14 protein-coding genes and 3 tRNA genes are annotated in these 14,618 nt (G+C 70.6%); 3 read left to right on the top strand and 14 right to left on the bottom strand.

Annotation, left to right across the window (positions count from 1 at the left end):
• Positions 1 to 69 precede the first annotated feature (69 nt).
• From rplA to ACWGH1_RS31805, 5 genes are all read right to left on the bottom strand, one after another.
• Positions 70 to 798, bottom strand: a complete 729-nt coding sequence (gene rplA, locus ACWGH1_RS31825; protein ID WP_453357339.1) for a 50S ribosomal protein L1 — start codon at positions 796 to 798, stop codon at positions 70 to 72.
• Between the two features lie 87 nt (positions 799 to 885).
• Positions 886 to 1,320 carry a 50S ribosomal protein L11 gene (gene rplK, locus ACWGH1_RS31820; RefSeq protein WP_453357340.1) on the bottom strand — a complete coding sequence of 145 codons (435 nt, stop codon included), beginning with the start codon at positions 1,318 to 1,320 and terminating at the stop codon, positions 886 to 888.
• Positions 1,321 to 1,485: 165 nt separating this feature from the next.
• The gene (gene nusG, locus ACWGH1_RS31815) at positions 1,486 to 2,451 is read right to left on the bottom strand and encodes a transcription termination/antitermination protein NusG (RefSeq protein WP_453357341.1); all 966 of its coding nucleotides are present in this window, start codon (positions 2,449 to 2,451) and stop codon (positions 1,486 to 1,488) included.
• 84 nt (positions 2,452 to 2,535) lie between these two features.
• On the bottom strand, positions 2,536 to 2,817 hold the full coding sequence (secE, locus tag ACWGH1_RS31810) for a preprotein translocase subunit SecE (RefSeq protein ID WP_037792022.1): 282 nt from the start codon (positions 2,815 to 2,817) through the stop codon (positions 2,536 to 2,538).
• A gap of 105 nt (positions 2,818 to 2,922) precedes the next feature.
• Positions 2,923 to 2,995 (bottom strand) — tRNA-Trp (locus tag ACWGH1_RS31805).
• 200 nt (positions 2,996 to 3,195) lie between these two features.
• On the opposite strand from ACWGH1_RS31805, the gene ACWGH1_RS31800 reads away from it, so the two are divergent.
• Positions 3,196 to 4,422, top strand: coding sequence for a pyridoxal phosphate-dependent aminotransferase (locus ACWGH1_RS31800; protein ID WP_453357109.1), 1,227 nt, complete (start codon positions 3,196 to 3,198; stop codon positions 4,420 to 4,422).
• 369 nt (positions 4,423 to 4,791) lie between these two features.
• On the top strand, positions 4,792 to 5,811 hold the full coding sequence (locus ACWGH1_RS31795; protein ID WP_453409224.1) for an adenosine deaminase: 1,020 nt from the start codon (positions 4,792 to 4,794) through the stop codon (positions 5,809 to 5,811).
• On the opposite strand, the gene ACWGH1_RS31790 is transcribed toward ACWGH1_RS31795, so the two are convergent.
• The 9 genes from ACWGH1_RS31790 to ACWGH1_RS31750 all read right to left on the bottom strand — a co-directional run bounded on the left by ACWGH1_RS31790 (position 5,801) and on the right by ACWGH1_RS31750 (position 12,922).
• Positions 5,801 to 6,217, bottom strand: coding sequence for a hypothetical protein (locus ACWGH1_RS31790; RefSeq protein ID WP_389662311.1), 417 nt, complete (start codon positions 6,215 to 6,217; stop codon positions 5,801 to 5,803). The two genes, ACWGH1_RS31795 and ACWGH1_RS31790, sit on opposite strands and share 11 nt — an antisense overlap.
• A 15-nt stretch (positions 6,218 to 6,232) precedes the next feature.
• Positions 6,233 to 7,333 carry a UDP-N-acetylmuramate dehydrogenase gene (locus ACWGH1_RS31785; RefSeq protein WP_453356324.1) on the bottom strand — a complete coding sequence of 367 codons (1,101 nt, stop codon included), beginning with the start codon at positions 7,331 to 7,333 and terminating at the stop codon, positions 6,233 to 6,235.
• Positions 7,334 to 7,359: 26 nt separating this feature from the next.
• Positions 7,360 to 8,835, bottom strand: coding sequence for an MFS transporter (locus ACWGH1_RS31780; RefSeq protein ID WP_453356323.1), 1,476 nt, complete (start codon positions 8,833 to 8,835; stop codon positions 7,360 to 7,362).
• Between the two features lie 108 nt (positions 8,836 to 8,943).
• Positions 8,944 to 9,549 carry a TetR/AcrR family transcriptional regulator gene (locus ACWGH1_RS31775; protein ID WP_453356322.1) on the bottom strand — a complete coding sequence of 202 codons (606 nt, stop codon included), beginning with the start codon at positions 9,547 to 9,549 and terminating at the stop codon, positions 8,944 to 8,946.
• A gap of 1,818 nt (positions 9,550 to 11,367) precedes the next feature.
• Positions 11,368 to 11,796 (bottom strand): MaoC family dehydratase, encoded by a 429-nt coding sequence (locus ACWGH1_RS31770; protein WP_453356255.1) that lies wholly within the window; start codon positions 11,794 to 11,796, stop codon positions 11,368 to 11,370.
• Position 11,797: 1 nt separating this feature from the next.
• Positions 11,798 to 12,250 carry an FAS1-like dehydratase domain-containing protein gene (locus tag ACWGH1_RS31765; RefSeq protein WP_453356254.1) on the bottom strand — a complete coding sequence of 151 codons (453 nt, stop codon included), beginning with the start codon at positions 12,248 to 12,250 and terminating at the stop codon, positions 11,798 to 11,800.
• 224 nt (positions 12,251 to 12,474) lie between these two features.
• Positions 12,475 to 12,639, bottom strand: coding sequence for a 50S ribosomal protein L33 (gene rpmG, locus ACWGH1_RS31760; RefSeq protein ID WP_003956487.1), 165 nt, complete (start codon positions 12,637 to 12,639; stop codon positions 12,475 to 12,477).
• A gap of 89 nt (positions 12,640 to 12,728) precedes the next feature.
• Positions 12,729 to 12,801 (bottom strand) — tRNA-Met (locus ACWGH1_RS31755).
• Between the two features lie 48 nt (positions 12,802 to 12,849).
• A tRNA-Thr gene (locus tag ACWGH1_RS31750) sits at positions 12,850 to 12,922 on the bottom strand.
• 327 nt (positions 12,923 to 13,249) lie between these two features.
• Here ACWGH1_RS31750 and ACWGH1_RS31745 point away from each other — a divergent pair.
• Positions 13,250 to 14,563, top strand: coding sequence for an amidohydrolase family protein (locus ACWGH1_RS31745; RefSeq protein WP_453409223.1), 1,314 nt, complete (start codon positions 13,250 to 13,252; stop codon positions 14,561 to 14,563).
• The last annotated feature ends 55 nt before the right edge of the window (positions 14,564 to 14,618 follow it).

Below are 14,618 nucleotides of genomic sequence, written 5' to 3'. Positions count from 1 at the left end.
CTCCCGGGAGGGAGCGGGGGGCCCGTTCAGCCACTCGGCCGGCCTTGACCGGAGTCAGGCGCGGACCGGTCAGACAGCAGCCGGGTCTTCCTCGACGAGGAGGTTCCGGGTGCGGTTGGAGTCCAGCTGGATGCCGGGGCCCATCGTGGTGCTGAGGGCGGCCTTCTTGACGTAGCGGCCCTTGGCGGCGGACGGCTTCAGACGAAGGATCTCGTCCAGCGCGGCGCCGTAGTTCTCGACCAGCTGCTCATCGGTGAAGGAGACCTTGCCGATGATGAAGTGCAGGTTCGAGTGCTTGTCGACGCGGAACTCGATCTTGCCACCCTTGATCTCGGTGACGGCCTTGGCGACGTCCATGGTGACGGTGCCGGTCTTCGGGTTCGGCATGAGGCCACGGGGACCGAGCACGCGGCCGAGGCGGCCGACCTTGCCCATGAGGTCCGGCGTGGCGACAACGGCGTCGAACTCGTTCAGGCGGTTGCCCTTGGCGATCTCGTTGATCAGCTCGTCGTCGCCGACGATGTCGGCTCCGGCGGCTTCCGCGGCCGCAGCACGGTCACCGGTCGCGAAGACCAGGACCCGGGCGGTCTTACCGGTGCCGTGCGGGAGGTTCACGGTGCCGCGGACCATCTGGTCGGCCTTGCGCGGGTCAACGCCCAGGCGGAAGGCGACCTCGACGGTGGAGTCGAACTTGGTCGTGGAGGTCTCCTTGGCGAGACGGACGGCCTCGAGCGGGGCGTACAGCTTCTCCCGGTCGATCTTGGCGTCCGCAGCGCGGAGAGTCTTGCTGCGCTTCACTTCTGCTCCTGTTTTTCGGCTTCAGGCATGGAGTCGTGGTGCGGGCCAGCGCTTGGCCCTACCACTGGTGGAACTGGGGTGGCTGAATCAGCCTTCGACCGTGATGCCCATGGAACGGGCGGTGCCGGCGATGATCTTCTCGGCGGCGTCGAGGTCGTTGGCGTTCAGGTCGGGAAGCTTGATCGTGGCGATCTCGCGGACCTGGTCACGCGTGAGCTTCGCGACCTTGGTCTTGTGCGGCTCGCCCGAGCCCTTCTCGATGCCCGCGCTCTTCAGGATGAGGCGCGCGGCCGGCGGCGTCTTGGTGATGAAGGTGAAGGAGCGGTCGTCGTAGACCGTGATCTCCACCGGCACGACCATGCCACGCTGCGACTCGGTCGCGGCGTTGTAGGCCTTGCAGAACTCCATGATGTTGACGCCGTGCTGACCGAGCGCGGGGCCGACCGGCGGAGCCGGGTTGGCCGCACCGGCCTTGATCTGGAGCTTGATAAGCCCCGTGACCTTCTTCTTCTTGGGAGGCATTGCTCTCTCCGGGTCCTAGTGAGAGTTTTTCGCCGCCAATCCGGTCATCCGGATGGAGGCATACCGCACCACGATAACGGGTATCGGTGCGGGGCTGAAAACCGAGCAGGTCAGACCGCCCTTTACGGGGCGTTCTGACCTGTTCGGAAGCGTGGGACCAGAAGATCAGTTCTTCTGGATCTGGTCGAAGCTCAGCTCGACCGGGGTCTCGCGACCGAAGATCTCGACGAGGCCCTTGACCTTCTTCGAGTCCGGGTTGATCTCGTTGATCGTCGCCTGGAGCGTGGCGAACGGGCCGTCGGTGACGGTGACCGAGTCGCCGACCTCGAAGTCGAGGACCTCGATCTGGCGCTTGACGGCGGGCGCGGGCAGACCGGCCTCTTCCGCGGCGGCCTTGGCGGCCTTCTCCTGCGCCTCCGGGGCGAGCATCTTGACGATCTCGTCCAGGGTCAGCGGGTACGGGTCGTAGGCGTTGCCGACGAAGCCGGTGACGCCCGGGGTGTTGCGGACGACGCCCCAGGACTCGTTCGTCAGATCCATGCGGACGAGAACGTAACCGGGCAGCTTGTTCTGCCGGACGTTCTTGCGCTCGCCGTTCTTGATCTGGACGATCTCTTCCTCGGGCACCTCGGCCTGGTAGATGAACTCCTCGACGTTCAGCGAGACGGCGCGCTGCTCCAGGTTGGCCTTCACGCGCTTCTCGTAGCCCGCGTAGGTGTGGATCACGTACCACTCGCCGGGCAGCCGGCGGAGCTCGTCGCGCAGCGCCTCGATGGGGTCGACCGGCTCGGCGGGCTCTTCGGCCCCGGCCTCGGCGGCGTCCTCCACGGCGTCGTCATCGTCGCCAGCAGCGTCGTCGGACTCGTCGTCCTCGGACTCGACCTCGGTGGCGTCGGCAGCCTCGACGTCGGCGTCGGCGTCGGCGTCGGCCGCGTCGTCGGCGGCGTCGGCCTCGGCGGAGACCTCGTCGTCGGACTCGACGTGCATCGCGGCTTCCTCGGCAGCGGCACCCGCTTCGGCGTCGGCGGCCTCGGCCTCATCGACGTCCGCGTCCGCCGCCTCGACGATGTCGAGCTCGTCCTCGACGGACTCGACGGAGTCGTGGCTCGCGTTCAGGTTCGGGTCAGACACGGTGGCTGCTTCTTCCTGGATACAAAAGGTGGTCGAACATGCGAAAACGGGCGGCACCCATCAAGGCGCCGCCCTCCGCGGGGATCAGCCGAAGACGAACTTGATGGCCTGCTGGAACCCATAGTCAATCACGGTCACCAGACCGATCATGATGACGACGAAGACAATCACCACAGTGGTGTACGTCGTGAGCTGGTTGCGAGTCGGCCAGACAACCTTGCGGAGTTCCGCGACGATCTGGCGGTAGAACAGCGCGAGCCGGCCCAGGGGGCCCTTCTTGCCGCGCTTGCCGCCCTTGCGGGCCTTCTTCTCGCGGGTGTCGTCCTCGGCGTCAGGCATGTCGATGGAGCCCAGGGCGTCCGTCACGTCTCTCACCTGAATCCGGGTCGTGGCCGTAGCCGCGCCCGGTTGCGCCGCACGGCGTTGCATCGAAGTACGTACCTGCGCACACGTCCGAGAAGGAGTGTGGAGCAGGGCCGGAGGGACTCGAACCCCCAACCGCTGGTTTTGGAGACCAGTGCTCTACCAATTGAGCTACGACCCTTTGCGTTCCCAACCTACCGCATCCGAGCGAGTGCACGGAGTGCTCACGCTCTGGGCGGCCGGTGAGGACCAACGACAGGTGAGTGTACGTGGTCCGGGCCCTGACGTCGAACAGAAGCCGCCGGGGCGACATCCGGATCCACTCCGTCCGCTCAGTGAAACGGTGTGCGACCGCTGTTTGCCGTCTGGGACGATTGCCGTATGACCTCTGCAACGCCTTCCTCCGAGCGCCGGGTGTCCGCCCGTATCGGCGCCATCTCCGAGTCCGCCACCCTCGCCGTCGACGCCAAGGCCAAGGCCCTCAAGGCCGCCGGGCGCCCGGTGATCGGCTTCGGCGCGGGCGAGCCCGACTTCCCGACCCCGGACTACATCGTCGAGGCGGCGGTCGAGGCCTGCCGCAACCCGAAGTACCACCGCTACACGCCGGCCGGCGGCCTGCCCGAGCTCAAGACCGCGATCGCGGCCAAGACGCTGCGCGACTCCGGCTACGAGGTCGACGCCTCCCAGGTCCTGGTGACCAACGGCGGCAAGCAGGCCATCTACGAGGCGTTCGCCGCGATCCTCGACCCGGGCGACGAGGTCATCGTCCCGGCCCCGTACTGGACCACGTACCCGGAGTCGATCCGCCTCGCGGGCGGTGTCCCGGTGGAGGTCGTCGCCGACGAGACCACCGGCTACCGGGTCTCCGTCGAGCAGCTGGAGGCCGCGCGCACCGAGCGCACCAAGGTCGTCCTGTTCGTCTCCCCCTCGAACCCGACCGGCGCCGTGTACAGCGAGGACGACGCCCGCGCCATCGGCGAGTGGGCGGCGGAGCACGGCCTGTGGGTGCTGACGGACGAGATCTACGAGCACCTGGTCTACGGCGACGCGAAGTTCACCTCGCTCCCGGTGCTGGTCCCGGCCCTGCGCGACAAGTGCATCATCGTGAACGGCGTCGCCAAGACGTACGCGATGACCGGCTGGCGGGTGGGCTGGGTCATCGCCCCGAAGGACGTCATCAAGGCCGCGACCAACCTGCAGTCGCACGCCACCTCCAACGTCTCCAACGTGGCGCAGGTCGCCGCGCTGGCCGCCGTCTCGGGCAACCTGGACGCGGTCGCTGAGATGCGCAAGGCCTTCGACCGCCGCCGCCAGACCATGGTGAAGATGCTGAACGAGATCGACGGCGTCCTCTGCCCGACCCCCGAGGGCGCGTTCTACGCGTACCCGTCGGTCAAGGAGCTGCTCGGCAAGGAGATCCGCGGCAAGCGCCCGCAGACCTCGGTCGAGCTGGCGGCCCTGATCCTGGACGAGGCCGAGGTCGCGGTCGTTCCCGGCGAGGCCTTCGGCACCCCGGGCTACCTGCGCCTCTCGTACGCCCTGGGCGACGAGGACCTGGTGGAGGGCGTGACCCGGATCCAGAACCTCCTGGCGGAGGCCAAGGCCTGAGCCTCCGGCGGCCCCCTCTGATCCACCCTGAGCGGTGACGCCCTTCCCGGGCGCCACCGCTCAGTCGTGTCCGGGAGAACCAGCCCCCGCCCGGGCACCCGCCGCCCCCTCCCCCGTCCGGCACGGCCGAACCAAGCCCCGCCGGCGACCGAGGCGCGGGTCCGGGCGGAGCGAAACCAAGCCCCGCCGGCGATTGAGGCGCGGGTCCGGGCGGAGCGAAACCAAGCCCCGCCGGCGATTGAGGCGCGGGTCCGGGCGGAGCCCGGGTAGGCCCCGCGCAGCGGAAACCGGCCCGCCCGCGCGTTCGAGCAAGCCCCCGATCGGCAAAACCCCCTCCCGCCGAGCGCAGCGGTACGGCAGGATCACCGGATGGAGCACGTACGCGATCTCACGCTTCTGCCGAAAGCCCACCTGCACCTGCACTTCACGGGGTCGATGCGGCCGTCCACCCTGCTGGAGCTAGCCGACAAGTACGGCGTGCGCCTGCCCGACGCCCTGACCACGGGCGAGCCGCCCAAGCTGCGCGCCACCGACGAGCGCGGCTGGTTCCGCTTCCAGCGGCTCTACGACGCCGCCCGCTCCTGCCTCCGCGAGCCCGACGACATCCACCGCCTGGTCCGCGAGGCCGCGGAGGAGGACGTCCGGGACGGCGCGGGCTGGCTGGAGATCCAGGTCGACCCCACCTCATACGCGCCCCTGCTGGGTGGCATGATCCCGGCCGTCGAGATCATCCTCGACGCCGTCGACGCCGCCTCCCGCGACACCGGCCTCGGGATGCGCGTCATCATCGCCGCCAACCGCATGAAGCACCCCCTCGACGCCCGCACCCTCGCCCGCCTCGCCGTCCGCTACGCCGACCGCGGCGTCGTCGGCTTCGGGCTGTCCAACGACGAGCGCCGCGGCATGGCCCGCGACTTCGACCGGGCCTTCGCCATCGCCCGCGAGGGCGGTCTCCTCGCCGCCCCGCACGGCGGCGAGCTGACGGGCCCCGCCTCCGTACGGGACTGCCTCGACGACCTGCACGCCGTCCGCGTCGGGCACGGCGTCCGGGCCGCCGAGGACCCCAGGCTGCTCAAGCGGCTCGCGGATCGGCAGATCACCTGCGAGGTCTGCCCCGCCTCCAACGTGGCCCTCGGCGTGTACGAGCGGCCCGAGGACGTGCCGCTGCGCACGCTCTTCGAGGCGGGGGTGCCGATGGCGCTGGGCGCGGACGACCCGCTGCTGTTCGGGTCCCGGCTCGCGGCCCAGTACGAGATCGCGCGCCGCCACCACGCCTTCACGGACGAGGAACTGGCCGAGCTGGCGCGCCAGTCGGTGCGCGGTTCCGCGGCGCCCAAGGAGGTACAGGGCAAGTTGCTGGACGGGATCGACCACTGGCTCACCGGGTGAGCCGCAGGTCCCCCTCGTAGCAGTCGGCGCGCACCCGGTCGCCGTCGGCGAAGCCGATCTCCAGGTGGGTGCGGCCGGTCTCGGGCGCGGCATACTCGGCGACGGTGGCCACCGTTTCGCCGAGGTGGCGCAGGAAGGGGTGGTCGCCGAGGTCCTCACCGACCTCGATCCGGCCCCACTCGCCCATGTCGTACGGCTGGTGCGGGATCTCGGACTCGACGATGAGGCACTGGTCGGAGCCGGTGGTGATGCGGGTGGACTCGCCCTCGCTGTCGAGGAGCCAGACGTCGAGCGGCGCCTCCGAGCGTTCGCCCTCGTAGACGTGCCAGGAAGCGACGACCGCCTTGATCGCGCGGCCCACCAGCCGGGTGGGGTCCGTACCGGCCCCGTGCAGGGGACATCGCATGGCGGCCGGTACCCCTCAGATGCTGACGCCGACCGTCACCGGTTCGTTGACCAGGGTGACGCCGAAGGCCTCGTGGACGCCCGCGACGACCTCGCGGGCCAGGGCGAGGAGGTCCTCGGTGGTGGCCTCGCCCCGGTTGGTGAGGGCGAGGGTGTGCTTGGTGGAGATGCGCGCGGGGCCGGATCCGTAGCCCTTGGTGAAGCCGGCCTTGTCGATCAGCCAGGCCGCGCTGGTCTTGGTACGGCCCTCGCCGGCGGGGTACGCGGGCGGGGCGGTGCCGGCGCCGAGGCGGTCCTGGACGCGGGCGAGGAAGGCGGCGTACGCCTCCTCGGTCAGGATCGGGTTGTGGAAGAAGGAGCCGGCGGACCAGGTGTCGTGGTCGGCCGGGTCGAGGACCATGCCCTTGCCCGCGCGCAGGCGCAGTACGGTCTCCCGGGCGACGGCGGCCGGGACGCGGTCGCCGGCCTCGACGCCGAGGGCGCGGGCGGTCTCGGGGTACTTGACGGGGGCGGAGAGCCCGCCGGCGTCTTCCAGGGCGAAGCGGACGCGCAGGACGACGTAGCGGTCGGGCTGGTCCTTGAAGGTGCTGTTGCGGTACCGGAAGTCGCATTCGGCGGCGCTGAGGGTGACCGTTTCGCCGCTGGCGCGGTCGTACGCGACGACCTCGGTGATGGTGTCGCAGACTTCCTGGCCGTACGCCCCGACGTTCTGGATCGGCGTGGCACCGGCGGAGCCGGGGATCCCGGCGAGGCACTCGATCCCGGCGAGTCCGGCGTCGACGGTGCGGGCGACCGCGTCGCTCCAGTTCTCGCCCGCGGCGAGCTCCAGCCGGGTGCCGTCGAGGTGGAAGCCGGTGGTGGCGATGCGCAGGGCGGTGCCGGCGAAGCCCTGGTCGCCGATGACGAGGTTGCTGCCGCCGCCGATGACGAGCAGCGGGGTGCCGGCGGCGTCCGCGGCGCGGACGGCGTCGACGACCTCGGCGTCGGTGGTCGCGGTGACCAGCCGGGCGGCGGGGCCGCCGAGCCGGAAGGTGGTCAGCGGGGCGAGGGGGGCGTCGTGGAGTTCCTGCACGGGGACAAGAGTACGGTCCGCACCCCTCGCATCCTTGCGGGGCACGGACCGTGACTCGGCGGGCGTGCGGTTCAGCCCGCGGCGGGCACCTTCTGCGCGCCGGTGGCGGGGACGGTCGCGGTTGCGGTCGCGATTGGCGGGGTCTTCGCCTTGCGGGGCAGCAGCAGGGCGAGCGCGGCGGCGAGGGCCACGGCCCCGGCGCCGATCCACAGCGCGGGGACCGTGCCGTCCGTGAAGGCCTGCGGGGTCTCGTAGCCGCCCTGGGCGGAGAACACGGAGGCCAGGACGGCGACCCCGAGGGCGCCGCCGACCTCGCGGAGGGCGTTGTTGGTGCCCGAGGCCTTGCCCTGGTCGGCGGGCGAGACGGTGGACATCAGCGCGTTGGAGGCGGGGGCGAAGTACAGCGCCATGCCGATGCCGCTGAGTACGAGGGCGGGCAGCTGGGCGGCGTAGGAGACGTCCGCGCTCAGGATCACCGCGAACCAGCCGAGCCCGACCGCCTGGAAGGCGAGCCCGGCGGTGACGACCGGACGGCTGCCGATCCGGTCGGACAGGATCCCGGCGATCGGCGCGACGATCATCGGCATTCCGGTCCAGGGCAGCATGCGCAGTCCGGCCTCGGTGGGCGAGTAGCCGGCGACGCCCTGGAGGAACTGGCTCAGCAGGAAGATCGACCCGAACATGCCGAGGAACATGAGGAGGCCTGCGAGGTTGATGCCGAGGAACCCGCGGTCGCGGAAGAGGCGCATGGGGAGCATGGCGTGCGCGTTGCCGGAGCCGTGCCGGATGAAGCCGCCGACGAGCGCGACGCCGAGGATCAGGCCGGTCAGCACGGGGGTGCTGGTCCAGCCCTTGGCGTTGGCGTTGACCAGGGCGTAGACGATCCCGAACAGGCCACCGCTGATGAGGAGGGTGCCGGGGACGTCGAGCCGGGCGTCGGGGGCGGTGGACTCGGCGAGGCGAAGGCGGGCGAGCGGGATCAGGGCCAGGCCTATCGGGACGTTGATCCAGAAGATCCACTGCCAGGAGACGTGCTCGGTGAGGCTGCCTCCGATGAGGGGGCCGCTGGCGACGGCGAGACCGGTGACGGCTCCGTAGATGCCGAGGGCCATGCCCCGTCGGGCGGCGGGGACGGCGGCGGTGAGCAGGGTGAGCGTGAGCGGCATCATGACGGCGGCGCCGACGCCCTGGACGGCCCGGGCGGCGATGAGCTGGTCGATGCCGGGCGAGAGGGCGGCCGCGGCGGACGCGACGGTGAAGACGGAGAGCCCGCCGATGAAGAGGCGTCGCCGGCCGAACCGGTCGCCGAGGGCGGAGCCGAACATGAGGAGGACGGCGAAGGTGAGCGTGTAGGCGTTCACCGTCCACTCCAGGTCTTCGAGCTTGCCGCCGAGGTCCGCGCGGATGGCGGGGAGGGCGGTGGTGACGACGAGGTTGTCGAGAGCGGCCATGAAGCTGGCGGCGCCGGTGATGACGAGGGCCCAGACGGCGGAGCGGCTGAGGGCGGGTGTGGGTGGTACGGATGGTGCGGATATCTGGTCGTTCACGGGTCCCCCTGAGAGACGATGTTAGTTATTGCTGACTAACTTCATTGATCAGACAGAGCTGCGGGAGGGCGCGACGGGGACGCCGCCCGGCAGCCACCTCGCACCGGCCTACGAGTCCGCCTCGCCGCCCCGGCCATCACCGGGCGCTTCCTCGGCCGCCATCGCCCCCTTGCCGGCGGGGTAGCACCCCGCCCACACCCGGTGGCCGGGCTGGAAGCCGAGGGCGGTGAGGGTGTTGATGAGCATCCCGTGCGCCATGAAGTCGGTGGTCTCCTCGATGTCGGCCCCGAGCGCGAGGTGGACGGTGTCCCACAGCCTCATCCAGCCGGCCCGCACCATCTCCCCGAACTCCACCTCCCCGGCGGCCTCGGCGGCGGCGACGGTGAGGCTCGCCTGGAGCTGCATCTGCAGCTTGTCGGGGTGCTCGGCGATCAGCTTGAGGTAGGCGTCCCCCATGGAATGGAGGGCCTCCTCGCTGGAACGCCCCTTCGCGGCCTCTTCGAAGACGAGCCGGATGTCCTCGGTACAGCGGGCGACGGCGGCGACGAAGATCGCCTGCTTGTTGGGGAAGAGCCGGAAGAGGTAGGGCTGCGAAACACCGACGCGCTTGGCGATCACCTCGGTGGAGGTGCCGTAGTACCCGCCCCGGGCGAACTCCTGCATCGCCGCACGGATGACGCTCTCGCGTCGCTCTTCTGCGCTCATCCTTGCCATGAGAGAAAGTTAGTACTCAATCACTAACTTGGCAAGGCGGGGAGCGGGGGCGGGTGGGGTGGGGTCCCGCTGGGCGGGGGGGGTCCCGCTGGGCGGGGGGGGTGGTGGGGGGCACGGGGTCGGGGGGCGGTGTCCCCTTGGGCGGTATCGGTGAGGTGCTGGGGGTTTCCCGTCAGTCCACTGTCCTTTCGTGTCGTGCCGGCCCGTCAAGGGCGCTCGCTGCGCTCGCGTCGCTTCGCGATGGCCTTCGGCCACCCTTGACTGACCGTCCCGCCCCGAAAAGCCAAAGACTGCCGGGAAACCCCCGAAGAACGGCCGGGCCGTTCGGATCCCAGGTGCAGGTTCCTCAGCGACCTCGATCCGAAGCCCCTGAACAGCCATCCCCCATGGGGCCCGCCATATCCAGCGGCTGCCCCCGCCAAGCCCCTCGATACCGCCCGGCACCATGAGCCTCGCCGGAGCCTCCTGATGGCCTGGGTGCCGCCCGGCACATCCAGCCTCGTGGGGGCACCTCTGGGGGTCCCCCCGGACGGAGTCTGGGGGAGGTAGCTGGGGGAGATCGAGGCGCGGGGTCTGGGGCGGAGCCCCAGGAAGCCCCGAGCGCAGCGAGGGGCCCACCCACCACGCGGCAGATCGCTACGCGCTCCTCCAGGACAGCGACTGCGGCCCGCCATGGGCTGGACATAAGCCGCCAACGATCGCTACACAGCTGACCTCATCCGGCGTCGACCAGCCCGTCGTCGGCTGGACATAGACCGACCAGACCGTCACCAACACCTCTCTGTGGGCGGGTGCAGGTCGGCAGGAGGCGAAATGCGCCCATCCAAGGCAACCTGGCGTGCTCTGGTGTCGAACAGACCGTCGTCGGCTGGACACAGACCACACAAACCGTCACTCGACACCTACCGAAGGCGTCCAAAGGCTCAGGGAGGGGCCAGAACTATCGGCTGAGGCCGGCTGAAGGGGCCTGACGTCGACCAGAGCGGCGGCAGCTGAGGCTCAGCCGCAAGCCATCCCCCACGGAGGGGCGTCCGCAATCCGTCTGAAGACATCGCACCCAGCTCACATGATCTGGTGTCGAGCAGATCGACATCGGCCGCGTGCCCAGCCGCCCGCGGCGGCCACAGCAGCTTTCGTAGCCGCGACTTGAGCAGTGAGGAGACCTGGTGGCGATCAGATCAACACGAGACTCGTGAAGACCCACGACATCCCAGCTCACACCTGTCGTTCAAGAATGTGCGAGCGATCAGGAGTTGTCGCGTCCTGATCGACGCGAGATCACCTCGGGTACGGAGCGCGAGATGGAGGCTTACGGTGCCGTCAACCGGCGCTGTCTACGGGCCGGGCGCTGATGCCCTCGCGCAGGAGAGGAAGCTTTCGCCAGCCGATGACGGGCTGGTCGACGCCAGATGAGGTCAGCTGTGTAGCGATCGGTGGCGGCTTATGTCCAGCCCATGGCGGGCCGCAGTCGCTGTCTCGGGGGAGCGCGTAGCGATCTGCGGCGTGGTGGGCGGGCCCCCTCGCTGCGCTCGGGGCTTCCTGGAGCTCCGCCCCAGAGTCCCCGCTTCCATCGCCGGCGGGGCTGGGTCGTGAACCCGAACGGCCCGGCCGTTCTTCGGGGGTTTCCCGGCAGTCTTTGGCTTTTCGGGGCGGGACGGACAGTCAAGGGTGGCCGAAGGCCATCGCGAAGCGACGCGAGCGCAGCGAGCGCCCTTGACGGGCCGGACCGACACGAAAGGACAGTGGACTGACGGGAAACCCCCAGCACCTCACCGATACCGCCCAGCGGGACCCCGCCCCCGAAGCCCCCGCCCCGCCCTACCCCAGCCGGACCACCGCGCGGGACATGCCCAGGACCTTCTGGTCCGCGCTCGTCGCCGTCAGGTCCACGCGGACCCGGTTGTCGTCCAGTTTGGCGGCGACCTTCGCCGTGACCTCGATCCGCGCGCCCCGCTCGTCGTTCGGGACGACCACCGGCTTGGTGAACCGGACCCCGTACTCGACGACCGCACCCGGGTCGCCCACCCAGTCGGTGACCACCCTGATCGCCTCGGCCATGGTGAACATGCCGTGCGCGATCACGTCCGGCAGCCCGACCTCCTTGGCGAACTTCTCGTTCCAGTGGATCGGGTTGAAGTCACCCGAAGCACCCGCGTACCGCACGAGCGTGGCGCGCGTCACGGGAAAGGAGCCCGCCGGCAGCTCGGTGCCGACCTCGACGTCGGCGTACTGGATCTGCGCGGTCATCTCAGACCTCCTCAGGGGCGCGGGACACGAGCTTGGTCCACGCCGTCACCACGTGCTCGCCGGATTCGTCGTGCACTTCACCGCGGATGTCGATGATGTCGTTGCCCGCCATCGACTTCACGGCCTCGATCGTGGAGGTCACCGACAGCCGGTCCCCCGCTCGCACCGGGCGGACGTACGCGAACTTCTGATCGCCGTGCACGACGCGGCTGTAGTCCAGCCCGAGCTGCGGGTCCTCGATGACCCGGCCCGCCGCCTTGAACGTGATGGCGAACACAAAAGTCGGCGGCGCGATCACATCCGGGTGACCGAACGCCTTCGCGGCCTCCGGGTCGGTGTAGACGGGATTTTCGTCACCCACCGCTACCGCGAACTCGCGGATCTTCTCCCGGCCGACCTCGTACGGATCGGTGGGCGGGTAGCTCCGCCCCACGAAGGTCTGGTCGAGGGCCATGGCTCACTACCTCCTGTTGGGGGACGCGGAAGTCCCGGGCGCCGTCGACCGCCATCGGGCGCGGTCGGACGGCGGGCGTCCCGCGTCGATCAGTCCATCATCTGTCACTGGCATCCGCGGTACCGGCCCGGCACCTCACCAGCCCGTGCGGAAACGACACAAGGCCGCCCCCCAATGAAGGGGACGACCTCATGACGGTGCCTGTATTCGAGACTCGCTAAGGCTTAGCGGGTCTCGCGGTGCGCGGTGTGCGAGTTGCAGCGCGGGCAGTGCTTCTTCATCTCAAGACGGTCCGGGTTGTTACGCCGGTTCTTCTTGGTGATGTAGTTCCGCTCCTTGCACTCCACGCAGGCCAGCGTGATCTTCGGGCGGACGTCGGTGGCAGCCACGTGAGTGCTCCTTGACGGACAATTGGGACGGATGAACGCATACAAGAGTAGCCGACCGGGAGACCGACCCCGCAATCGGCTACTGTGTGTAGCGGCGACCGGACTTGAACCGGTGACACAGCGATTATGAGCCGCTTGCTCTACCGACTGAGCTACGCCGCTTTGATGTGATCGACTCCCCACCCGAGGGTGGGGAACCTCTCTCACCAGAGCCCCAATGCGGAATCGAACCGCAGACCTTCTCCTTACCATGGAGACGCTCTACCGACTGAGCTATTGGGGCGAGCGATGAAGACATTACACGGTTGCCCGCCGATCGCCCAAATCCTTTGGGGCGCCCGGGCTCGGAGGCGCTCCGGCCCGGATTCCCGGTCGGCTCACGAGCCACGGCCGACCCGTTTTCCCCAGTCATTCGCGGAGATTGTGTCCGACGTCACGTGACGTCGGACAGCAGCCGCCCGCGGCGGCGCACGCGGCTCACCGGTACGACTATTGCGCTCCTCCGCGAACCGGACACCCCCGCGCCCTAGGCTCTGAGCACGCTGCGTGATCTTGGGCCGCGGGCCGCGGGCCGTGGCCCAGGAACCGCCCGAGCCACCACAGGAGCGCGATGTCCGACAGCCAGCCGCAGCAGCCCTCCCCTCCCCCGCGCGGTGGCCGGGGTGACGGCGGCGGTTACGGGGCCGCCCGCGGCGCCGCCGGAGGGCCGGCCGCGGGGGGCGCCGAGACCACCACGCTGCTGCTCGCCGGGGCCCGCCTCACCGACGGCCGCACGGTCGACGTCCGGCTGCGCGGCGACCGCATCCAGGCGGTGGGCACCCCCGGCAGCCTGCCCATGCCCGCCCTCTCCCGGGTCGACCTGAGCGGCTACCTGCTGCTCCCCGCCCCGGCCGAACCGCACGCCCACGGGGACACCGCCCTGACGGCGGACGGCGAGGGGCCCGTGTCGTACGCCACCGACGAGGTCCAGCGCCGGGCCACCGAGGCCGCCCTGCTCCAGCTCGGCCACGGCGCCACCGCCGTGCGGTCCCACGTACGGATCGGCGACGCCCGCGGGCTCGGCCCCCTGGAGGCCGTGCTCCAGGCCCGCCGCTCGCTGCGCGGCCTCGCCGACCTGACGGCGGTCGCCGTCCCCCGCCTGCTGACCGGTGCCGCCGGGGCGGACGGCCGTGCCCTGCTGCGCGACGCGGTCAAGATGGGGGCCTCGGTGATCGGCGGCTGCCCGGACCTGGACCCCGACCCGGCCGGCTACCTCGAAGCCGTCCTGGAACTGGCCGGCGAGCAGGGCTGCCCCGTCGACCTGCACACGGACGGTGACGATCCCGGCCGCCTCGCCCGGCTCGCGGCGATGGCCGCCGGCCTGCGTCCCGGCGTGACCATCGGCCCCTGCGGCGGCCTTTCGCGGCTCCCGCTGGACGTGGCGAGCCGCGTCGCCGACGAGCTGGCCGCGGCCGGGATCGGGGTGGTCTGCCTCCCGCAGGGCGACTGCGCCGCCCTGGAGCGCCGGGGGCTGCGCACCGCGCCCGTACGCCTCCTGCGCACAGCCGGCGTCCGGGTCGCGGCGGGGAGCGGGGCGCTGCGGGACGCGGGGAACCCCGTCGGCCGCGGCGACCCGCTCGAAGCCGCGTACCTGCTGGCCTCCCAGGGCGGTCTGCGGCCGCCGGAGGCCTACGAGGCGGTCAGCACCGCCGCCCGGGAGGCGATGGGCCTCCCGGAGGTCCGGGTGGCGGCCGGCTTCCCGGCGGAGCTGCTCGCCGTACGCGGTGACCGCATTGCGGGGGTGCTGTCCCTGGCGTACAGCCGCATCGTGATCCACCGGGGGCGGGTGGTAGCCCGTACGAGTGCCGTACGGGAGTACTGCGACTCGGCGGTGGCGGTGGCCCTGGACCTGCCCCGGCAGGGGCGCACGGAGCCGGGGCCCTGAGCGGCGCCGAACCGGCACCGGCCGTTCGCCGCCCGTTCGCGGGCGGGCGGGCGGG

It is taken from the genome of Streptomyces sp. NPDC054883 (assembly GCF_053610645.1).
Note: the sequence above shows the minus strand (reverse complement) of the source record. Positions and strands in the feature narration are given on the sequence as shown.